The sequence below is a fragment of the Brevibacterium sp. BRM-1 genome (assembly GCF_026802075.1).
Classification (GTDB): Bacteria; Actinomycetota; Actinomycetes; order Actinomycetales; family Brevibacteriaceae; genus Brevibacterium; species Brevibacterium rongguiense.
This window is the reverse complement of record NZ_CP113788.1, coordinates 1,481,516-1,500,930: the sequence shown is the minus strand read 5'-3', so window position 1 is coordinate 1,500,930 and position 19,415 is coordinate 1,481,516. Positions and strand designations below refer to the sequence as shown.

The window sequence follows — 19,415 nt, the reverse complement described above, 5'->3', positions numbered from 1 at the left end:
CGCCCGCCCGAGCCAGCGGCCGAATCCGCGGCGCCACCAGCCCGAACGCCCAACCTCTGAGAATTCTTGGCGGTTGCGCAGAAGAGCGTGGGAACTGGGGTAGTCTGTCACCACGATTCGAACGGCGGAACTGGTGGTACGACGGCAATGACGCTCACAACCTCGCGCGGTCGACGGCGGCTGCGCCGCCTGGCGACCCGGCTGACGGCGGTGGTGACCGCCGTCGCCGCGCTGTCGCTGACCGGCTGCGGCTCCGACACCGGCACCCCCACGCTCACGTGGTACATCAACCCCGATGACGGGGGCCAGGAGACGATCGCGCAGAAGTGCACGGACGCCTCGGGCGGGAAGTACCGGATCAAGACGAGCCTGCTGCCCAGCGACGCCCCGGGCCAGCGCGAGCAGCTCATCCGCCGCCTCGCCTCGCACGACTCCTCCATCGACATCATGAGCCTCGACCCCGTCTTCGTCGCGGAGATGGCGCAGGCCGACTACCTCGCCCCGGTGCCCGCGCAGTACGAGCAGGAGTTCACCGAGGGGGTCAACGAGGCCTCCGTCGACTCCTCGACGCGCCAGGACCAGCTGGTGGCGGCCCCGTTCTGGGCCAACACGCAGCTGCTGTGGTACCGCAAGTCGGTGGCCAAGGAGGCGGGCCTCGACATGTCGAAGCCCGTGACGTGGGACCAGGTGATCGCGGCCGCGCAGCAGTCGGACAGGCTGCTGGGCGCCCAGGGCATCCGCGCCGAATCGCTGACGGTCTGGGTCAACGCGCTCGTGGAGTCCGGCGGCGGCCACATCGTGGAGAACCCGGACGCCGAGCGCCCCGAGGACGTCAAGCTCGGCCTCGATTCCGAGGCCGGCAAGAAGGCCGCAAAGGTCGTGGGCACCATCGGCAAGGAGGGCCTGGCAGGCCCCACGTTCTCCAACCTCGACGAGAACAACACGATGCTCGGCTTCCAGGGCGACGACGGCGGGTTCATGGTCAACTGGCCGTTCGTCTACGCGGCGATGAAGAAGGGCGCGGAGGAGGGCACGCTCGACAAGTCCGTGCTCGACGACGTGGGCTGGGCGCTCTACCCCCGCGTCGACGCCGACCGCGCCGCCGCGCCGCCCTTCGGCGGGATCGAGCTGGGCGTCGGGGCGTTCGGCGAGCACCAGGCCGAGTCCTTCGAGGCGGTCAAGTGCATCCGGTCGAAGGACAACCAGATCGAGTACTTCCTCACCGACGGCAACGCGCCCTCGCTGCTGGCCGCGTTCGACGACTCCCGCATCCGCGAGGAGCTGCCCGCGGCCGCGACGATCAAGCAGTCGCTGGCGATGGCCAAGGCCCGCCCCACGACGCCGTACTACAACGAGGTCACCGGCGGCGTGCAGAAGACCTGGCATCCGCCGCAGGACGTCAGCCCCGACTCGACGCCGGCGGACTCGGCGAACTACATCTATGAGGTGCTGAGAGGGGAGCGGCTGCTATGAGTGCGACCGATCGCGCGAAGTCCGAGGCCAAGCTCGGCTGGATGCTCTCCGCCCCGGCGGTCATCATCCTCCTGGCGGTCACGGCCTATCCCATCGTGCAGGCCATCTACTTCTCCCTGTTCAACTACCGGATGACGGATCCGGACAACCGGTCGTTCAACTGGGGCCACAACTACATCGTCATCCTCAGCGACCCGCAGTGGTGGCAGACCCTGGGCGTCACGGTGCTCATCACCGTCATCACGGTCGCGGTCGAGCTCGTGCTGGGCTTCGCGCTCGCGCTCGTGATGATCAACGCGATCCGCTCGGTGCGGCCCTGGGTGCGCACCGTCATCCTCATCCCCTACGGCATCATCACCGTGGTCTCCGCCTTTGCCTGGAAGTACGCGTTCGACCTGCCCACCGGCTTCGTGGGCACGTGGACGGGCAACAGCGACTTCGACTGGTTCGGCCACTTCGGCTCCTCGATCGTCGTCATCTGCCTCGCGGAGATCTGGAAGACCACGCCGTTCATCTCGCTGCTGCTGCTCTCCGGCCTCGCCCAGATCCCGGGCGACATGCTCGAGGCGGCCACGGTCGACGGCGCCAGCTGGTGGCAGCGGATGACGAAGGTCATCCTGCCCAACATGAAGGCCGCGATCCTCGTGGCGCTGCTGTTCCGCACGCTCGACGCGTTCCGCGTCTTCGACTCGGTCTTCGTCATGACCTCCGGTGCGCAGGACACGGCGACGGTGTCGTTCCTCGCCTACGACCAGTCGATCTCGCAGCTGCAGGTGGGCATGGGCTCCGCGCTGTCGGTCATGCTCTTCCTGTGCGTGGCGATCATCTGCTTCATCTTCATCAAGGGCTTCAAGGTCGATCTCGGCCAGGTGCGGGGAGACTGATATGAAAGCGAATCCGAAGAAGACGATCCTCTGGGTGATCGTCGGCCTCCTCATCGCGGTGTACGCGCTCTTCCCCATCGTGTGGATCGTGTCGCTGTCGATGAAGTCCGCCAGCGACATCGCCAACCGGCACTTCTGGCCCACGAACATCTCGTGGGAGAACTACCAGCTCATCTTCACCGGGGACGCGCACGACCTGTTCATCCCCGCGCTCATCAACTCGATCGGCATCTGCCTCATCTCCACCCTGGTGGCCGTGGTGCTCGCGACGCTGACCGCCTACGCGGTGGCGCGGCTGGACTTCCCCGGCAAGAGCCTCATCCTCACGATGGCGCTGGGCGTGTCGATCTTCCCCGTCATCTCGCTCGTCACACCGCTGTTCAACGTGTGGTCGAAGATCGGCCTCTACGACACGTGGCTGGGCCTCATCATCCCGTATCTGTCGCTCACGCTGCCCATCTCGATCTGGACCCTCGCGGCCTTCTTCCGGCAGATCCCGTGGGAGCTCGAGCAGGCCGCGCAGGTGGACGGGGCGACGCCGTTCCAGGCGTTCCGGAAGGTCATCGTGCCGCTGGCCTCGCCCGGCGTGTTCACCACCGCGATCATCGCGTTCTTCATCGCCTGGAACGACTTCCTCTACGGCATCTCGCTGACCTCCACCTCGGCGGCCCGCCCGGTGCCGGCCGCGCTGTCGTTCTTCACCGGCGCCAGCCAGTTCGAGGAGCCCGCCGGCGCCATCGCCGCGGCCGCGATCGTCGTGACGATCCCCGTCATCATCATCGTGCTGCTCTTCCAGCGCCAGATCGTCAGCGGCCTCACCTCCGGAGCCGTCAAGGGATGACGTCCGCACCCCGCCCCCACGCACACCGCCCCACCGCGCGCCCAGCGCCGCGCCGCCCCGAAGGAGCCGAGCATGTCTGAGATCGTCCTGGAGCACATCGTCAAGAAGTACGGTGACGGCTTCCCGGCCGTCAACGACGTGAGCCTGACGATCGCCGACGGCGAATTCGTCATCCTCGTGGGCCCCTCGGGTTCGGGCAAATCGACGCTGCTGCGCATGATCGTCGGTCTCGAGGACATCAGCGACGGCAGCCTGAGCATCGACGGCAAGCGGGTCAACGACGTCGCCCCCCGCGAGCGCGGGCTGTCCATGGTGTTCCAGAACTACGCGCTCTACCCCCACCTGACGGTCTACGAGAACATCGCGTTCCCGCTGCGCCTGGCCAAGGGGCAGTTCTCGGACCAGGAGATCGACCGCCGGGTCAACCAGGCGGCGCAGATGCTCGAGCTCGGCGAGCACCTGCAGCGCAAGCCTGCCAACCTCTCCGGCGGCCAGCGCCAGCGCGTGGCCATGGGCCGGGCGATCGTGCGCGACGCGAAGGCGTTCCTGTTCGACGAGCCGCTGTCGAACCTCGACGCGAAGCTGCGCGGGCAGATGCGCACGGAGATCTCGCGCATGCAGCGCACGCTGGGGACCACCACGGTCTACGTCACCCACGACCAGACCGAGGCGATGACGCTGGGCGACAAGGTCGCGGTCCTCAAGCGCGGGGTGCTCCAGCAGTACGCGAGCCCCAAGGAGCTCTACGACGAGCCCGTCAACCTCTTCGTCGCGGGCTTCATCGGATCCCCGCCCATGAACTTCCTGCCCGTCCAGAACCGCGACGGCGCCCTGCACTCCCCGTTCGGCTCGTTCTCCCTCCCGGAGGGCCGTGCCCGGGCGCTCGACGGTGCGCCGGAGCTGCTCATCGCGGGCATCCGGCCCGAGCACTTCCGCGACTGGGAGCTCGTCGAGCCGGAGGACCAGGCGCGCGGGGCCGAGTCCACCGCCAAGGTCGACGTCACCGAGTGGCTGGGCCACGAGCTCTACGTCTACCTGCCGTTCGAGGCCGATGCGGAGGTCCGCGAGGCACTCGAGGAGCTCGACCGCGACCTCGACGGCGAGTCGCTGCGCACGCAGATCGTCGCGGCGCTCGAGCCGGGCTCGCTCGTGCGCGAGGGCGATGATATGTCGCTGTGGTTCGACCCGGCCAACGTCATGGTCTTCGACCCGAAGACGGGGGACAACCTCACCCGGGACCCCGCCAACGCCCGGCGCCTGGCCGAGCGCTCGGAGCAGATGCGCCAGCGCGCGCTCGAGCGGGCGCAGGCCGAGGGCGCCTCGGTCGTCGGCGGCAAGGAGTAGGCCGCCCGCGCACCCGTGGCGCGCACGTCCGAGGGGGCGGGACCGGAGCGCCGGCCCCGCCCCCTCGGGCCTGCGGTGGCAAAGCTCACATCGCGGTCGCTCGGGATGTGAGCTTGGCCACCGCAGGCCCAGACACGCCGTGCGACACGCCCGGGCGCAGGTGCTTTCGGCCCGCGGATTTGCGCGGCCCGAGCAGTCCGTGCCAAGATAGGCAGGTTGCATTTCGGACGATGACCCCTGCACAGCGGCCTCGCCGCGAACGGTCCGAAAGCCTCCGGGAAGAATCTGCGCACAGCGGTTTCGATGTACCGGGCAGCCAATGAAGAAGCGCGGAGTTCTGTCGGAAGACATGGACGACACGCCCGACCTCGGGGGTCGGTCAGCTCAGCCGGCGCAGACCGCGCGATCCGCACAGGACCGCGGTTGATGGCCGGGAAGATCAACGGAAAGAGATACGACGCCATGGCGGGACAGAAGATCCGCATCCGGCTCAAGTCGTACGACCACGCGGTGATCGACAGTGCAGCACGCAAGATCGTGGACACTGTGACCCGCGCGGGCGCTACGGTGGTGGGCCCCGTGCCGCTGCCGACCGAGAAGAACGTGTACTGCGTCATCCGGTCGCCGCACAAGTACAAGGACAGCCGCGAGCACTTCGAAATGCGCACGCACAAGCGGCTCATCGACATCGTCGACCCGACGCCGAAGGCCGTTGACTCGCTCATGCGCCTCGACCTCGCCGACGACGTCAACATCGAGATCAAGCTGTAAGGGGGAGCCATGGCAAACACCCGTTCCAAGCCGCTCCCCACCACGCGCAGCGTCAAGGGCCTGCTGGGCACCAAGCTCGGCATGACCCAGGTGTGGGACGAGAACAACGTCCTCGTGCCGGTCACCGTCATCAAGACGGGCCAGAACGTCGTCACGCAGGTGCGCAGCGCAGACACCGACGGCTACCCCGCGGTCCAGATCGCCTACGGCGAGATCGACCCGCGCAAGGTCAACAAGCCGCTCACCGGACACTTCGAGAAGGCCGGCGTCGCGCCGCGCCGCCACCTCGCCGAGCTGCGGACCGCGGACGCCGCGGACTACTCGCTCGGCCAGGAGCTCGGGACCGAGGTCTTCGAGCCCGGTGTGAAGGTCGACGTGACCGCCAACACCAAGGGCAAGGGCACCGCGGGCGTCATGAAGCGTCACGGCTTCAAGGGCGTCGGCGCCTCGCACGGCCAGCACCGCAACCACCGCAAGCCCGGCTCGATCGGCGGAGCGTCGACCCCCAGCCGCGTGTTCAAGGGCATGCGCATGGCGGGCCGCATGGGCAACGTGCGCCACACCACGCAGAACCTCACCGTTCACGCAGTCGATGCGGACAACGGCCTGCTGCTCGTCAAGGGCGCCGTTCCCGGCCCCAAGGGCGCCGTCGTCCTCGTCCGCTCCGCTGCGAAGGGAGCATGAGCACAATGACTGAGACCAAGACGATCGACGTGCTCGACGCCGCTGGCAAGAAGTCCGGCACCGCGTCCCTCCCCGCCGAGGTCTTCGGCGTGGAGGCGAACATGCCGCTCATCCACCAGGTCGTCGTGGCGCAGCTGGCAGCAGCGCGCCAGGGCACGCACAAGACCAAGACCCGCGCCGAGGTCCGCGGCGGCGGCAAGAAGCCGTACCGCCAGAAGGGCACCGGCAACGCCCGCCAGGGCTCGATCCGCGCGCCGCAGTACGCCGGCGGCGGCATCGTGCACGGCCCCGTGCCGCGCGACTACTCGCAGCGGACGCCCAAGAAGATGAAGGCGGCCGCGCTGCGCGGCGCGCTCTCGGACCGCGCCCGCCTCGACCAGGTGTTCGTCGTGTCCGGCCTCATCGAGGGCGATGCGCCGTCCACCAAGCAGGCCCGCCTCGCGCTGGGCAAGCTCTCGGACCGCGCCAACAAGCTCGTCGTCGTGGATGCGGCGGACGAGCTCACCTACCGCAGCGTTCGCAACCTGCCGAAGGTGCACGTGCTCACCCCGGGCCAGCTCAACACGTACGACGTGCTGATGGCCGATGACATCGTGTTCACCCAGGCCGCGCTGGACTCGTTTCTCGATTCGGCCGCAGCGGGCGCAGCACGCTCGAGCAGCGAGGAGGACGCCAAGTGAGCAGCGTGACGATCAAGGACCCGCGCGACATCATCATCGCGCCGGTCGTCTCGGAGAAGACCTACGGGCTCATGGACGAGGGCAAGTACACGTTCCTCGTCGATCCCCGGTCGAACAAGTCCGAGATCAAGTACGCAATCGAATCCATCTTCGGCGTGAAGGTCGCCTCGGTGAATACCCTGAACCGTCAGGGCAAGCGCCGCCGCACCCGCTCCGGCTGGGGCAAGCGCAATGACACCAAGCGTGCCATTGTCGCCCTGAGCGAAGGATCGATCGACATCTTCGGCGGATCGCTCTAAGCGATACACCTCGGTAGAGAAGGATCAGGACTCATGGGAATCCGTAAGCACAAGCCGACAACGCCGGGCCGTCGCGGCTCGTCCGTTGCCGACTTTGTCGAAGTGACCCGGTCTACGCCGGAGAAGTCGCTTCTGCGCCCGCTGCCCAAGAAGGGCGGCCGCAACAGCAATGGTCGTGTCACCACCCGCCACCAGGGCGGCGGGCACAAGCGCCAGTACCGCGTCATCGACTTCCGTCGCCATGACAAGGACGGCGTGCCCGCCAAGGTCGCGGAGATCGAATACGACCCCAACCGCACCGCGCGCATCGCGCTGCTCCACTACGTGGACGGCGAGAAGCGCTACATCATCGCCCCGAACCGCCTCAAGCAGGGCGATCGGATCGAGGCCGGCATCGACGCGGACATCAAACCGGGCAACAACCTGGCGCTGCGCAACATCCCGGTCGGCACCGTCATCCACGCAGTCGAGCTGCGTCCGGGCGGCGGCGCGAAGATCGGCCGCTCGGCGGGCGCCTCCGTGCAGCTCGTCGCGAAGTTCGGCCCCTACGCCCAGCTGCGGATGCCCTCGGGCGAGATCCGCAACGTGGACGTGCGCTGCCGCGCGACGATCGGCGAGGTCGGCAATGCCGAGCAGTCGAACATCAACTGGGGCAAGGCCGGCCGCATGCGCTGGAAGGGCAAGCGCCCGACCGTCCGCGGTGTCGTCATGAACCCCGTCGACCACCCGCACGGCGGCGGCGAGGGCAAGACGTCCGGCGGCCGCCACCCGGTGAGCCCCTGGGGCAAGCCCGAGGGCCGCACGCGTCGCCCCAACAAGGAAAGCGACAAGCTCATCGTCCGTCGCCGGCGTACCGGCAAGAAGCGCTGATAGGGAGCCTGAGAAATGCCTCGCAGTCTGAAGAAGGGCCCCTTCGTCGATGAGCACCTCTACAAGAAGGTCGCTGCTCAGAACGAAAAGGGCACCAAGAACGTCATCAAGACGTGGTCCCGCCGCTCGATGATCGTCCCGGATTTCCTGGGCCACACGATCGCCGTGCACGACGGGCGCAAGCATGTCCCGGTGTTCATCACCGAGTCCATGGTCGGGCACAAGCTCGGCGAATTCGCACCGACGCGGACGTTCCGCGGCCACGAGAAGGACGACCGCAAGGGCCGTCGCCGCTGAGGCGCCGACCCGCGGTCATCAAAAGAGAGAAGGAAACGATGGAAGCCAAGGCGAAGGTGCGCTACCTGCGCGTCACGCCCCAGAAGGCTCGGCGTGTCGTTGACCTCATTCGTGGTCAGCAGGCAACCGAAGCCCTCGCGGTCCTGAAATTCGCAGAGCAGGCCGCCTCCGAGCCGGTCTACAAGCTCGTCGCGTCGGGCATCGCGAATGCCCGCGTGCAGGCCGACAAGTTCGGCGAGGCGTTCAACGAGGATGACCTGGTCATCTCGGAGGCGTACGTCGACGAAGGCCCGACGATGAAGCGGTTCCGGCCGCGCGCACAGGGCCGTGCCTACCGCATCAACAAGCGCACGAGCCACATCACCCTGGTGCTCTCCTCTGAGGAAGCCGGCGCTTCACGGAAGGAGAACGCCTGATGGGCCAGAAGATCAACCCGAACGGATTCCGCCTGGGAATCACGACCGACCACAAGTCGAAGTGGTTCGCGGACTCCAACAAGCCCGGCCAGCGCTACGCCGACTACGTCGGCGAAGACGTCCGGATCCGCCGGCTGCTCAAGAGCAGCCTCGAGCGCGCCGGCCTCTCGCAGGTCAACATCGAGCGCACCCGCGACCGCGTCCGCGTGGACATCCACACGGCGCGTCCGGGCATCGTGATCGGCCGCCGCGGCTCCGAGGCCGACCGCCTGCGCGGTCAGCTCGAGAAGCTCACCGGCAAGCAGATCCAGCTCAACATCCTTGAGGTCAAGAACCCCGAGGTCGACGCCCAGCTCGTCGCGCAGGGCGTCGCCGAGCAGCTCGCCAGCCGGGTGGCGTTCCGCCGCGCGATGCGCAAGGCCATCCAGTCCGCGCAGCGGGCCGGGGCCAAGGGCATCCGCGTGCAGTGCGCCGGCCGCCTGGGCGGCGCCGAGATGAGCCGGTCGGAGTTCTACCGCGAGGGCCGGGTGCCGCTGCACACGCTCCGCGCGAACATCGACTACGGCTTCTACGAGGCGCAGACCACCTTCGGCCGCATCGGCGTGAAGGTGTGGATCTACAAGGGCGACCTGACCGACAAGGAACTCGCCGCCGTCGAGGCGCAGCAGCCGAACAACCGCGGTCCTCGCGGTGCCGGCCGCGGCCGCGGACGCGCGGGAGGCCGCGGCCGCGCGCCGGAGCGCCAGGGCGCCCCCCAGAAGAAGACTGAGAACTCTGCCGACGCCGCGTCTGAGGCGCCGGCCGGATCGGAGGGCTGACCCGTGCTGATCCCGCGTCGCGTCAAGTACCGCAAGCAGCACCATCCCAAGCGCCGTGGCGTCGCCAAGGGCGGCACCGAGGTGTCGTTCGGCGACTGGGGCATCCAGGCGCTCGAGCACGCCTACGTGACCAACCGGCAGATCGAGGCCGCGCGTATCGCCATGACCCGCCACATCAAGCGCGGCGGCAAGGTCTGGATCAACATCTACCCGGACCGCCCGCTGACCAAGCGCCCCGCCGAGACCCGCATGGGCTCCGGCAAGGGCTCACCCGAGTGGTGGGTGTCCAATGTCAAGCCGGGCCGCGTCATGTTCGAGCTGGCCGGCGTGTCCGAGGAAGTCGCTCGCGAGGCCCTGCGCCTGGCGATCCACAAGCTTCCGCTCAAGGCGCGCATCGTTTCGCGCGAAGGTGGTGAGTGATCATGGCGATCGGTTCGAAGGACCTCTCCATGGACGTGCTCGACGGTTATGACGAGCAGCGTCTGGTCGAGGAGCTCAAGAAGGCCAAGGCCGAGCTGTTCAACCTGCGCTTCCAGTCGGCCACCGGCCAGCTGGAGAGCAACGGCCGGCTCAAGGCCGTCCGCCGCGACATCGCCCGGATCTACACCGTGCTCCGAGAGCGCGAGCTGTCGATCCGCACCAACCCCGCCGAGGCGAAGGAAGAGGATAAGTGATGTCCGAGCAGACCCAGGCCGCCGAGCGCGGCTCGCGCAAGGTGATGCGCGGCTACGTCGTCTCCGACAAGATGGACAAGACCATCGTCGTCGAGGTCGAGGACCGCAAGAAGCACCGCCTCTACGGCAAGGTCTTGCGCACCACCAGCAAGATCAAGGCGCACGACGAGGAGAACACCGCCGGCATCGGCGACCTCGTCCGCGTCGCCGAAACCCGCCCGCTCTCGGCTTCCAAGCGCTGGCGGCTGCTCGAGGTCGTCGAGCGCGCCAAGTGATGTGAAGCCCGCCCGGTCCCTCCCGGTCCCGCCTGTTCCGCGGCGGCCACCGGGAACCCGGGCGGGGCAGTTGACCATGACCGTTCCGCAAGGCTCGCCCCAGGCGAGAACCCGCGTGACGACAGGAGAATGAACAGTGATCCAGCAGGAGTCGCGACTCAAGGTCGCCGACAACACCGGAGCGAAGGAAATCCTCGCGATCCGGATCCTCGGGGGCTCGGGCCGGCGCTACGCCGGCATCGGCGACACGATCGTCGCCACCGTCAAGGACGCCATCCCCGGGGGCAACGTCAAGAAGGGCGATGTGGTCAAGGCCGTCATCGTCCGCACCGTCAAGGAGCGCCGCCGCAGCGACGGCTCCTACATCCGCTTCGATGAGAACGCGGCCGTCATCCTCAAGAACGACGGCGAGCCCCGCGGCACCCGCATCTTCGGACCCGTGGGCCGCGAGCTGCGCGACAAGAAGTTCATGAAGATCGTCTCGCTCGCGCCGGAGGTGCTGTGAACATGGCGAACAAGCTCAAGATCAAGAAGGGCGACCTCGTCCAGGTGATCTCCGGTGCCCGGCAGGCCCGCGGCGGCGACCGCGGCAAGCAGGGCAAGGTCCTCGAGGTCTACCCGGAGCGCAATCGCGTGCTCGTCGAGGGCATCAACCGCGTGACCAAGCACAAGAAGGCCGGCCAGACCGCCAACGGCGCCACCGCCGGCGGCATCGAGGTCGTCGAGGCGCCCATCCACGTCTCGAACGTCATGCTCGTGGATCCGAAGGACAAGAAGCCCACCCGCGTGGGCTACCGCGAAGAGGTCGTGGAGCGCGACGGTCGGCAGAAGACCGTGCGGATCCGCATCTCGCGCCGCACCGGGGAGGACATCTGATGACCGAGAACACCGTGTCCAACCGTCCCGCACCGCGCCTCAAGCAGGTCTACCGCGATGAGATCGTGGCCAAGCTGCAGGACGAGTTCGGCTACGCCAACCCCATGCAGGTGCCGACGCTGACCAAGGTCGTCGTCAACATGGGCGTCGGGGACGCCGCCCGCGACTCGAAGCTCATCGAGGGCGCGATCAACGACCTCACGCTCATCACGGGCCAGAAGCCGGTCGTGACCCGCGCACGCAAGTCGATCGCGCAGTTCAAGCTGCGCGAGGGCCAGCCGATCGGCGCGCACGTCACGCTGCGCGGCGCGCGCATGTGGGAGTTCCTCGACCGCGTCGTGTCGCTCGCGCTGCCCCGCATCCGCGACTTCCGTGGCCTGTCGGACCGCCAGTTCGACGGCAACGGCAACTACACGTTCGGCCTCACGGAGCAGTCGATGTTCCACGAGATCGACCAGGACGCGATCGACCGGGTGCGCGGCATGGACATCACCGTCGTGACGACCGCCAAGTCGGACGAGGACGGCCGGGCACTGCTCCGCCACCTCGGCTTCCCGTTCAAGACCAACTGATCTCTACGCTGCAGGTCCCCCGCGCGGGGAAACCTCAACGAGGAAGGGCACGAGCCCAATGACTATGACCGATCCCGTCGCAGACATGCTCACGCGTCTGCGCAACGCCAATTCGGCGTATCACGAAGAAGTCAGCATGCCCCACAGCAAGCTGAAGACGAACATCGCCGAGATCCTCAAGGCCGAGGGCTACATCGCCGACTACCGCGTCGCGGACGCGGAGGTCGGCAAGAGCCTCGAGCTCGACCTCAAGTTCGGCCCGAACCGCGAGCGGTCGATCGCCGGCCTCAAGCGCGTGTCGAAGCCGGGTCTGCGGGTCTACGCGAAGAGCACGAACCTGCCGAAGGTCCTGGGCGGACTGGGCATCGCGATCCTGTCGACGTCCTCCGGCCTGCTCACCGATCGTCAGGCCGCCAAGAAGGGCGTGGGCGGAGAAGTCCTCGCCTACGTCTGGTAAGGAAGGAGAGAGCACATGTCACGCATTGGCAAGCAGCCGATCTCCGTTCCCTCGGGCGTGGAGGTCGCGATCGACGGGCAGCACGTGTCCGTCAAGGGGCCCAAGGGCGAGTTCGCCGTCACGGTCCCGGAGCCCATCCGGGCGACCCTGGACGACGGCGTCATCACGGTGACCCGCCCCGACGACGAGCGCGAGTCGCGTTCGCTCCACGGGCTGAGCCGGACGCTCATCAACAACGCCATCATCGGCGTCACCGAGGGCTTCAAGAAGTCCCTCGAGATCGTGGGCACGGGCTACCGTGTGCAGGCCAAGGGCGCGAACCTCGAGTTCGCCCTGGGCTACAGCCACTCGATCACCGTTGAGCCGCCGGAGGGCATCACGTTCTCCGTGGAGGGTCAGAACAGGCTGACCGTCTCCGGCATCTCGAAGCAGCAGGTCGGCGAGGTTGCGGCGAAGATCCGCAAGCTGCGCAAGCCCGAGCCGTACAAGGGCAAGGGCGTTCGCTACGCCGGCGAGAACATTCGCCGCAAGGTCGGAAAGGCTGGTAAGTGACCATGGCCTTCGGAAAGAAGCAGAGCTACGGCAAGGGCAAGGCCGCCGCGCGCGCCCGTCGCCACACCCGTCTGCGCAAGCACATCTCCGGCACCGCGGAGCGCCCCCGCCTCGCGGTCACCCGGTCCTCGCGGCACGTGTTCGTGCAGGTCATCGACGATGCGAAGGGCCACACGCTGGTCTCGGCGTCGACGATGGAGCCCGAACTGCGCGCCGACGCGGGCGACAAGACCGCCAAGGCCCGCAAGGTGGGCTCCCTGGTGGCCGACCGCGCGAAGGCCGCCGGCATCGACTCCGTGGTCTTCGACCGCGGGGGCAATGCCTACCACGGCCGCGTTGCGGCCATCGCCGAAGGCGCACGTGAAGGAGGGCTGAGCCTGTGAGCGAAGAGAACAAGGACCAGCAGCAGACCGCCGACCAGGCCCAGGGCCAGAACCAGGGCCAGGGGCAGGGCCAGAACCAGTCCCGGGGTCAGGGTGACGATCGCGGCCGTGGCCGCGGCGGCCGTGGCCGCGGGGACGGCGGCAACCGCCGCGGCAACCGCCAGGACCGCGACGACAAGAACCAGTTCGTCGAGCACGTCGTGACGATCAACCGCGTGTCCAAGGTGGTCAAGGGCGGACGTCGGTTCTCCTTCACCGCACTGGTCGTCGTGGGCGACGGCAACGGCATGGTGGGCATGGGCTACGGCAAGGCCAAGGAAGTTCCCGCGGCCATCGCCAAGGGCGTGGAGGAGGCGAAGAAGAACTTCTTCCGCGTCCCCCGCATCCAGAAGACCATCCCGCACCCCGTCCAGGGCGAGGAAGCGGCCGGCGTCGTCCTGCTGCGCCCGGCCGCACCCGGCACCGGCGTCATCGCCGGCGGCCCCGTGCGCGCCGTCCTCGACGCAGCGGGCATCCACGACATCCTGTCGAAGTCGCTGGGCTCCTCGAACGCGATCAACATCGTGCACGCCACGATCGCCGCGCTCAAGGCCCTCGAGACGCCGCAGGCCGTCGCCGCCCGCCGCGGGCTGCCCGTGGACGAGGTCGCACCGCAGGCCATGCTGCGCGCAGAGGAAAGCGGGGCGAACGCCTGATGGCCAAGCTGAAGATTACCCAGACCAAGTCCGAAATCGGTGGCAAGCGCAACCAGCGCGAGACGCTCCGGACCCTCGGCCTCAAGCGGATCAGCGATTCCGTCGTGAAAGAGGACCGTCCGGAGATCCGCGGCATGGTGAATGTCGTGAGCCACCTCGTGAAGATCGAAGAGGTGGACTGATATGGCAGATCAGCGCTCGCTCAAACTCCACCACCTGCGCCCTGCCCCCGGCTCGAACACTCCCAAGACCCGCGTGGGTCGCGGCGAGGGCTCGAAGGGCAAGACCGCCGGCCGCGGCACCAAGGGCACGAAGGCCCGCTACCAGGTGCCCCACGGCTTCGAGGGCGGGCAGACGCCGCTGCACATGCGGCTGCCCAAGCTGCGCGGGTTCAAGAACCCGAACAAGGTGACCTTCCAGGTCGTCAACCTCGACAAGCTCTCCGCGCTGTTCCCCGAGGGCGGCACCGTGGGCATCGAGGAGCTCGTCGCCAAGGGCGCCGTGCGGGCCAACCAGCCCGTCAAGGTGCTCGGCACCGGTGAGATCACCGTGAAGCTCGACGTCACCGCGAACAGGTTCTCCGGCTCCGCAGCGGAGAAGATCGCGGCGGCGGGCGGTTCGACCACCACCGTGTGATCGAACGCCATTCGCACTCCGGAGGGGAGGACGGCCGCTCGGCCGTCCTCCCCTCCGTGCGTGCGCGGAGCCCCGCGCACCGGCGCGGGCGGGCTCACGCGCCTCGGGCCCCGCATCGGCCGCACCGGGCCGGTGGGCGGCCGCGCGATTGCCGCCAGACCCGCCCACCCTGGTAAGGTTCCACTGGTACCCGGCCGCGCCATGCCCCGGGACCCACCTGCATCGCACTGATCATCTACCGAGGAGGACGCTTGCTCGGCGCTATTGGGCGGGCTTTCAGAACGCCCGATCTGAGGAAGAAACTCCTCTTCACTCTCAGCATCATCGTGCTCTACCGCGTGGGCTGCTACATCCCCTCGCCCGGCATCGACTTCAAGCGCGTGCAGGAGTGCGTGGCCTCGCCGGAGCTCACCCAGGGCGCGTTCGGGCTCATCAACCTGTTCAGCGGCGGGGCCCTGCTCCAGCTGTCGATCTTCGCGCTGGGCATCATGCCCTACATCACCGCGAGCATCATCACCCAGCTGCTGCGCGTGGTCATCCCGCGCTTCGAGGCCCTCCACAAGGAGGGCGCCTCCGGCCAGGCGAAGCTCACGCAGTACACCCGCTACATGACGATCGGGCTCGCGATCCTCAACGCGACGACCCTCGTCTCGACGGTCCGCTCCGGCGCGCTGTTCGGCAACAACGAGTCGTGCACGAACCTCATCGTCAACGACGAGTGGTGGGGCATCGCGATCATCATCGTGACGCTGACCGCGGGCACCGGCCTCATCATGTGGCTGGGCGAGCAGATCACCGAGCGGGGAATCGGCAACGGCATGTCGCTGCTCATCTTCACCTCGGTGGCCGCGGGCTTCCCCTCGGCATTCGGCGCGATCCTCAAGACGAAGGGCCCGGACACCTTCGCGATCGTCGTGCTCGTGGGCCTCGCGATCGTCGCCCTCGTCGTCTTCGTCGAGCAGTCCCAGCGCCGCATCCCCGTCCAGTACGCCAAGCGCATGGTGGGCCGGCGGATGTTCGGCGGCACCTCGACGTACATCCCGATCAAGGTCAACCAGGCCGGCGTCATCCCCGTGATCTTCGCATCCTCGGTGCTCTACCTGCCCTCGCTCATCGCGCAGTTCGGACCCAAGGACGCGGGCTGGACGCAGTGGATCCAGACCTACCTGACCCGCGGCGACCACCCGATCTACATGATCGCCTACGCGGTGCTCACGATCTTCTTCGCCTACTTCTACGTGGCGATCACCTTCAACCCGGAGGAGGTCGCGGACAACATGAAGAAGTACGGCGGCTTCATCCCGGGCATCCGCGCCGGCCGGCCGACCGAGCGCTACCTGAGCTTCGTGCTCACGCGCATCACGTTCCCCGGTTCGATCTACCTGGCGTTCGTCGCCATGATCCCGCTCGTCGCGCTCGTGCTCGTCGGCGCCAGCCAGAACTTCCCGTTCGGCGGCACCTCGCTGCTCATCGTGGTGGGCGTGGGCCTCGAGACCGTCAAGCAGATCGACTCGCAGCTCCAGCAGCGCCACTACGAGGGCCTGCTGCGCTGAGCACACCGGCCGCGGCCGTCTACGAAAGGATTCCCATGAGCGAGCGCATCATCCTCATCGGCCCTCCCGGGGCCGGCAAGGGCACGCAGGCCGAGCGCCTGAGCGAGGAGCTGGGCATCCCCGCGATCTCCACCGGCGACATCTTCCGCGCCAACGTCAAGGGCGAGACGGAGCTGGGCACCACCGCCAAGCGCTACATGGACGCCGGCGAGTACGTGCCCGACGAGGTCACGAACAAGATGATCGCGGACCGCCTGGCCCAGGACGATGCCGCGGACGGCTTCCTGCTGGACGGCTACCCGCGCACCGCGGCCCAGGTCGAGGAACTCGACCGCATGCTCTCGGCGCAGGGGCACGGCCTCGACCACGTCGTCGAGCTCACCGCCGACACCGATGAGGTGGTCGCCCGCCTGCTCACCCGCTCGCAGCTGCAGGGCCGCTCGGACGACACGGAAGACGTCATCCGCCACCGCCTGGACGTCTACGCGGAGCAGACGCAGCCGCTGACGGACATCTACGCCGACCGCGGGCTGCTGCGCCGCGTCGACGGCCTGGGCGAGGTCGAGGAGATCACCGCGCGGATCCTGGCCGCCCTCGGCCGCTGATGTTCTCCCCGCGCGTCGAGCTCAAGAGCCCGGACCAGATCCGCACCATGCGCCGCGCCGGGCTCGTCACCCGCGCCGCGCTCGAGGCCGCGCGCGCGGTCTGCGTGCCCGGCGCCACCACCGACGATGTGGACTCCGCCGGGGCCGCCGCGATCGCCGGGGCGGGCGCCGCCTCGAACTTCCTGGGCTACATGGGCTATCCCGCGACGCTGTGCGTGTCCGTCAACGACGTCATCGTCCACGGCATCCCCGGGCCGCGCAACCTCGAGCCCGGCGACGTCGTGTCGATCGACGGCGGCGCGATCGTCGAGGGCTGGCACGGGGACGCCGCGATCACGGTCATCGTGGGCGGCGATGCGGCCGCCGATCCCGTGGACCTGGCCCTGAGCAGGGCCACCGAGGGTGCGATGTGGGCCGGCATCGCCGCATTCGCCTCCGCCAAGCGGGTGGGGGACATCGGCGCGGCCATCGACGACTTCGCCGCGCGCGAGGCCCCGGAATTCGGCCTCGTCGAGGAGTACACCGGGCACGGCATCGGCACGCAGATGCACATGGAGCCCGAGGTCCTCAACTACCGGGCGAGGAACCTGGGACCGAAGGTCCGGCCCGGCATGGTGCTCGCCATCGAGCCGATGCTCACCTCCGGCGGCATCGCGAGCCACACCCTCGCCGATGAGTGGACCGTCATGACCGACGACGGCTCGCGGGCCGCGCACTGGGAGAACTCCGTGGCCCGCCACGCGGACGGGATCTGGGTGCTCACCGAGGACGACGGCGGCGCCGCGGGGCTCGCGCCCTACGGGATCGCCCCGGTTCCGCTCGACTGAGAGCCGCGCTCCCGCTCGGGCCGGCTGGCGGCCGTGGGCCTCAGGCCCCGGGGGCCCGACGTTCGCGCGAACGGGCAATCAGCAGCGTCGGGGCGAAGGTGGCGCCGAAGGCCAGCAGGCCCAGCGCGAGCATCCACACGAGGGTGGCGTCGATGCCGAATCCCATGAGCATGAAGAGCCCGAACGACAGCACCAGCGCGAACGAGGCGCCCAGCAGCGCCGACTGCGCCGCTGCCGCCAAGGCGGCGGGACGGGGTGCGGGGGGACGGCCACCCGGGTGCTGCGGGTCAGTGGTCATGGGGAGTCCTTCCGGGTCACGGGCGCTGCGGCGGGCGCCGCATGGCCCTCACAGTAGGATCGGGTGAACCGGATCACCATTTCCTCACGAACCGCGGTGAAACTGTGTCACCATCTCAGCGCTACCGCCTCACCCGTCCTGCCTTCGACATCGTCTCCGTCTTCGGCAGCCTGCGGGCGCATGCCCTGCCCACCTCGGCGTTCATTGCGGTCCTCGCCGCGCGCGGATACTCCGAGACCAACGTGCACACCCAGCTCAACCGGCTCGTGCACCGGGGCCTGCTCGTCCGCGCGCCGCGCGGCGGCCGGGCCGTCTTCTTCCTGGGCGCGCGCCTGCTGGTCTCCTTCGATGCGCTGTCCGGCGCGGGCGACCGTGCGGTCTACGCCGGGCGCCTGACGCTGCTGCTCACCGCCGTGCCCGAGTCCGACCGGGCCGCCCGCGACCGCCTCGACTACCTGGCCCGGCGCCACGGCTTCGGCCGGCTGCGCCCGGGGGCGTTCGTCTCCGCCGCCGCCGAGGCGCCCGCCGCGCTCGTCCCCGAGCTCGCGGCACTGCCCGCGGCGGCATGGGCCGACACCAGCGCGCTCGTGCCCCGCAGCCACGAGCACGCGCGCGAGCTCATCGCCCGCGCCTTCGACCCGGTCGGCCTGCGGGCGGGCCTCAGGGCCGCCGCCGCGCGCACCCCCGCCCTGGGCGACGCGCTGGCGGCGGGTCCGGCGCCCTCCGACGCGGCGCTGCGCAGCTTCGGCGAGCACTTCTTCCGGGCGGCCGCGCTCGTCCTCGACACCCCGGCCCTGCCCGCCGAGCTCACGCCCGGGGTCGATCTGGCCGCGGACGCCGGTGCCCTCATGTGCGGCTTGCGCGCCCTGCACGCCGCGCACATCGCCGATCGCCTGCGGACGCTCGTCGCGGACCTGCCCGGTGCCGAGCACATCGAGTGGGCCGGCTGCTAGCCATGGCGGTCGAAAACCTCGATCACGACCGCGTGCCTCGGCCGCTCGCGAGGCGGGGGGGGGCTGGGGCACCGTCTCCCATGGTCGACCAGTGCCCCCGCCCCCCGCCATCGCCGATCGCCCATCGACGGACCTGGGCCGGCGAGATACATTCGGCTCATGCCCACCGTGAGCGCTGACATCCTGGCCGCAGCCCGTGCCTGACCACCGCGGGCGCAGGGCCATGCGCATCGGCGCATGGGCAGCGAGCGCGATGCTGCTGCTGTCGCTGGGTCTCTGGCTGACACCGCGCGCTTTCGCTGCGAGCAGGCTCCACGGCGCCGTCGGAGACCCGGAATCCTACTGCCCCGGTGGGGCCAGCGGGATCGACGTCGCCTACGACGAGCGCACGCAGAGGATCTACTGCGAGACCACGGGTGAGAACAACCCGAGCCGGTGGCTGCAGGACGACATGAGCCGGCTCTTCCACGACACCGGCGCCGCGCTGCTCCTCTTCGCCTCGCTCGCCGTATGGGTGGCACTCCTCTTCGCGACCTCGCGCGCGAAGCGCCGGGCGCGCGGCGATCGACCGGCCAGGGGCAGCCACCGGTAACGCGCTCGCAATCCAATCCCGGCCCGCCTCATCGGGCCGCCTTGTCGGACCCGCGTCGCGAGCGCTGCCCGATTCGGATCGCGCAGGCGG

The 19,415-nt window shown here is 68.9% G+C and carries 30 protein-coding genes; 29 read left to right on the top strand and 1 reads right to left on the bottom strand.

Annotation, left to right across the window (positions count from 1 at the left end; translation table 11 throughout):
• Window positions 1-147 precede the first annotated feature (147 nt).
• The 27 genes from BRM1_RS06660 to map all read left to right on the top strand — a co-directional run bounded on the left by BRM1_RS06660 (window position 148) and on the right by map (window position 17,482).
• Window positions 148-1,473: an extracellular solute-binding protein gene (locus tag BRM1_RS06660; protein ID WP_268529551.1), complete on the top strand. Its 1,326-nt coding sequence runs from the start codon at window positions 148-150 to the stop codon at window positions 1,471-1,473.
• Window positions 1,470-2,357, top strand: a complete 888-nt coding sequence (locus BRM1_RS06655; protein ID WP_268529548.1) for a carbohydrate ABC transporter permease — start codon at window positions 1,470-1,472, stop codon at window positions 2,355-2,357. The genes BRM1_RS06660 and BRM1_RS06655 overlap by 4 nt, the downstream gene beginning before the upstream one ends.
• A 1-nt stretch (window position 2,358) precedes the next feature.
• Window positions 2,359-3,198, top strand: a complete 840-nt coding sequence (locus BRM1_RS06650; protein WP_160951924.1) for a carbohydrate ABC transporter permease — start codon at window positions 2,359-2,361, stop codon at window positions 3,196-3,198.
• Between the two features lie 72 nt (window positions 3,199-3,270).
• The gene (locus BRM1_RS06645; RefSeq protein WP_268529544.1) at window positions 3,271-4,542 is read left to right on the top strand and encodes an ABC transporter ATP-binding protein; all 1,272 of its coding nucleotides are present in this window, start codon (window positions 3,271-3,273) and stop codon (window positions 4,540-4,542) included.
• A 462-nt stretch (window positions 4,543-5,004) separates the two neighbouring features.
• The gene (rpsJ, locus tag BRM1_RS06640; RefSeq protein ID WP_009379191.1) at window positions 5,005-5,313 is read left to right on the top strand and encodes a 30S ribosomal protein S10; all 309 of its coding nucleotides are present in this window, start codon (window positions 5,005-5,007) and stop codon (window positions 5,311-5,313) included.
• A gap of 9 nt (window positions 5,314-5,322) precedes the next feature.
• The gene (gene rplC / locus BRM1_RS06635; RefSeq protein WP_160951922.1) at window positions 5,323-5,997 is read left to right on the top strand and encodes a 50S ribosomal protein L3; all 675 of its coding nucleotides are present in this window, start codon (window positions 5,323-5,325) and stop codon (window positions 5,995-5,997) included.
• Window positions 5,998-6,002: 5 nt separating this feature from the next.
• Window positions 6,003-6,677: a 50S ribosomal protein L4 gene (rplD, locus tag BRM1_RS06630; protein WP_160951921.1), complete on the top strand. Its 675-nt coding sequence runs from the start codon at window positions 6,003-6,005 to the stop codon at window positions 6,675-6,677.
• On the top strand, window positions 6,674-6,976 hold the full coding sequence (gene rplW / locus BRM1_RS06625) for a 50S ribosomal protein L23 (protein WP_160951920.1): 303 nt from the start codon (window positions 6,674-6,676) through the stop codon (window positions 6,974-6,976). The genes rplD and rplW overlap by 4 nt, the downstream gene beginning before the upstream one ends.
• A gap of 33 nt (window positions 6,977-7,009) precedes the next feature.
• On the top strand, window positions 7,010-7,846 hold the full coding sequence (gene rplB, locus BRM1_RS06620; protein ID WP_160951919.1) for a 50S ribosomal protein L2: 837 nt from the start codon (window positions 7,010-7,012) through the stop codon (window positions 7,844-7,846).
• A 15-nt stretch (window positions 7,847-7,861) separates the two neighbouring features.
• Complete coding sequence (gene rpsS, locus BRM1_RS06615) at window positions 7,862-8,143, top strand: 30S ribosomal protein S19 (RefSeq protein WP_160951918.1); 282 nt, start codon at window positions 7,862-7,864, stop codon at window positions 8,141-8,143.
• Window positions 8,144-8,181: 38 nt separating this feature from the next.
• Window positions 8,182-8,559: a 50S ribosomal protein L22 gene (rplV, locus tag BRM1_RS06610; protein WP_268529539.1), complete on the top strand. Its 378-nt coding sequence runs from the start codon at window positions 8,182-8,184 to the stop codon at window positions 8,557-8,559.
• Window positions 8,559-9,377 (top strand): 30S ribosomal protein S3, encoded by an 819-nt coding sequence (gene rpsC / locus BRM1_RS06605; RefSeq protein WP_268529537.1) that lies wholly within the window; start codon window positions 8,559-8,561, stop codon window positions 9,375-9,377. Before rplV ends, rpsC begins: the two co-directional genes overlap by 1 nt.
• Before the next feature lie 3 nt (window positions 9,378-9,380).
• The gene (gene rplP, locus BRM1_RS06600; protein WP_160951915.1) at window positions 9,381-9,797 is read left to right on the top strand and encodes a 50S ribosomal protein L16; all 417 of its coding nucleotides are present in this window, start codon (window positions 9,381-9,383) and stop codon (window positions 9,795-9,797) included.
• A 2-nt stretch (window positions 9,798-9,799) separates the two neighbouring features.
• Window positions 9,800-10,051 (top strand): 50S ribosomal protein L29, encoded by a 252-nt coding sequence (gene rpmC, locus BRM1_RS06595; protein ID WP_160951914.1) that lies wholly within the window; start codon window positions 9,800-9,802, stop codon window positions 10,049-10,051.
• Window positions 10,051-10,326 (top strand): 30S ribosomal protein S17, encoded by a 276-nt coding sequence (gene rpsQ / locus BRM1_RS06590; protein WP_160951913.1) that lies wholly within the window; start codon window positions 10,051-10,053, stop codon window positions 10,324-10,326. The genes rpmC and rpsQ overlap by 1 nt, the downstream gene beginning before the upstream one ends.
• A 136-nt stretch (window positions 10,327-10,462) precedes the next feature.
• Window positions 10,463-10,831 carry a 50S ribosomal protein L14 gene (rplN, locus tag BRM1_RS06585; RefSeq protein WP_160951912.1) on the top strand — a complete coding sequence of 123 codons (369 nt, stop codon included), beginning with the start codon at window positions 10,463-10,465 and terminating at the stop codon, window positions 10,829-10,831.
• Between the two features lie 2 nt (window positions 10,832-10,833).
• The gene (rplX, locus tag BRM1_RS06580) at window positions 10,834-11,202 is read left to right on the top strand and encodes a 50S ribosomal protein L24 (RefSeq protein WP_160951911.1); all 369 of its coding nucleotides are present in this window, start codon (window positions 10,834-10,836) and stop codon (window positions 11,200-11,202) included.
• A complete protein-coding gene (gene rplE, locus BRM1_RS06575; RefSeq protein WP_160951910.1) occupies window positions 11,202-11,774 on the top strand; it encodes a 50S ribosomal protein L5 in 573 nt (190 codons plus the stop codon). Before rplX ends, rplE begins: the two co-directional genes overlap by 1 nt.
• Window positions 11,775-11,832: 58 nt before the next feature.
• Window positions 11,833-12,231, top strand: a complete 399-nt coding sequence (gene rpsH, locus BRM1_RS06570; protein WP_160951909.1) for a 30S ribosomal protein S8 — start codon at window positions 11,833-11,835, stop codon at window positions 12,229-12,231.
• A gap of 15 nt (window positions 12,232-12,246) precedes the next feature.
• The gene (rplF, locus tag BRM1_RS06565; RefSeq protein ID WP_160951908.1) at window positions 12,247-12,783 is read left to right on the top strand and encodes a 50S ribosomal protein L6; all 537 of its coding nucleotides are present in this window, start codon (window positions 12,247-12,249) and stop codon (window positions 12,781-12,783) included.
• A 2-nt stretch (window positions 12,784-12,785) separates the two neighbouring features.
• The gene (rplR, locus tag BRM1_RS06560; protein WP_160951963.1) at window positions 12,786-13,166 is read left to right on the top strand and encodes a 50S ribosomal protein L18; all 381 of its coding nucleotides are present in this window, start codon (window positions 12,786-12,788) and stop codon (window positions 13,164-13,166) included.
• Window positions 13,163-13,861 (top strand): 30S ribosomal protein S5, encoded by a 699-nt coding sequence (gene rpsE / locus BRM1_RS06555; RefSeq protein ID WP_268529532.1) that lies wholly within the window; start codon window positions 13,163-13,165, stop codon window positions 13,859-13,861. The genes rplR and rpsE overlap by 4 nt, the downstream gene beginning before the upstream one ends.
• Window positions 13,861-14,043: a 50S ribosomal protein L30 gene (gene rpmD / locus BRM1_RS06550; RefSeq protein WP_160951906.1), complete on the top strand. Its 183-nt coding sequence runs from the start codon at window positions 13,861-13,863 to the stop codon at window positions 14,041-14,043. Before rpsE ends, rpmD begins: the two co-directional genes overlap by 1 nt.
• A gap of 1 nt (window position 14,044) precedes the next feature.
• Complete coding sequence (rplO, locus tag BRM1_RS06545) at window positions 14,045-14,497, top strand: 50S ribosomal protein L15 (protein WP_160951905.1); 453 nt, start codon at window positions 14,045-14,047, stop codon at window positions 14,495-14,497.
• A 251-nt stretch (window positions 14,498-14,748) separates the two neighbouring features.
• On the top strand, window positions 14,749-16,050 hold the full coding sequence (gene secY, locus BRM1_RS06540) for a preprotein translocase subunit SecY (protein WP_160951904.1): 1,302 nt from the start codon (window positions 14,749-14,751) through the stop codon (window positions 16,048-16,050).
• 35 nt (window positions 16,051-16,085) lie between these two features.
• Entirely contained in the window at window positions 16,086-16,655 is a 570-nt protein-coding gene (locus tag BRM1_RS06535; protein ID WP_160951903.1) for an adenylate kinase, read from the top strand.
• Window positions 16,655-17,482, top strand: coding sequence for a type I methionyl aminopeptidase (gene map, locus BRM1_RS06530; RefSeq protein WP_268529527.1), 828 nt, complete (start codon window positions 16,655-16,657; stop codon window positions 17,480-17,482). The genes BRM1_RS06535 and map overlap by 1 nt, the downstream gene beginning before the upstream one ends.
• Window positions 17,483-17,522: 40 nt before the next feature.
• Here the strand turns inward: map and BRM1_RS06525 are convergent, their stop codons facing one another.
• Window positions 17,523-17,780: a hypothetical protein gene (locus tag BRM1_RS06525; protein ID WP_160951902.1), complete on the bottom strand. Its 258-nt coding sequence runs from the start codon at window positions 17,778-17,780 to the stop codon at window positions 17,523-17,525.
• A 104-nt stretch (window positions 17,781-17,884) separates the two neighbouring features.
• On the opposite strand from BRM1_RS06525, the gene BRM1_RS06520 reads away from it, so the two are divergent.
• Window positions 17,885-18,733 carry a hypothetical protein gene (locus BRM1_RS06520; RefSeq protein WP_268529525.1) on the top strand — a complete coding sequence of 283 codons (849 nt, stop codon included), beginning with the start codon at window positions 17,885-17,887 and terminating at the stop codon, window positions 18,731-18,733.
• Between the two features lie 196 nt (window positions 18,734-18,929).
• Window positions 18,930-19,325: a hypothetical protein gene (locus BRM1_RS06515; RefSeq protein WP_160951900.1), complete on the top strand. Its 396-nt coding sequence runs from the start codon at window positions 18,930-18,932 to the stop codon at window positions 19,323-19,325.
• Window positions 19,326-19,415: the final 90 nt, after the last annotated feature.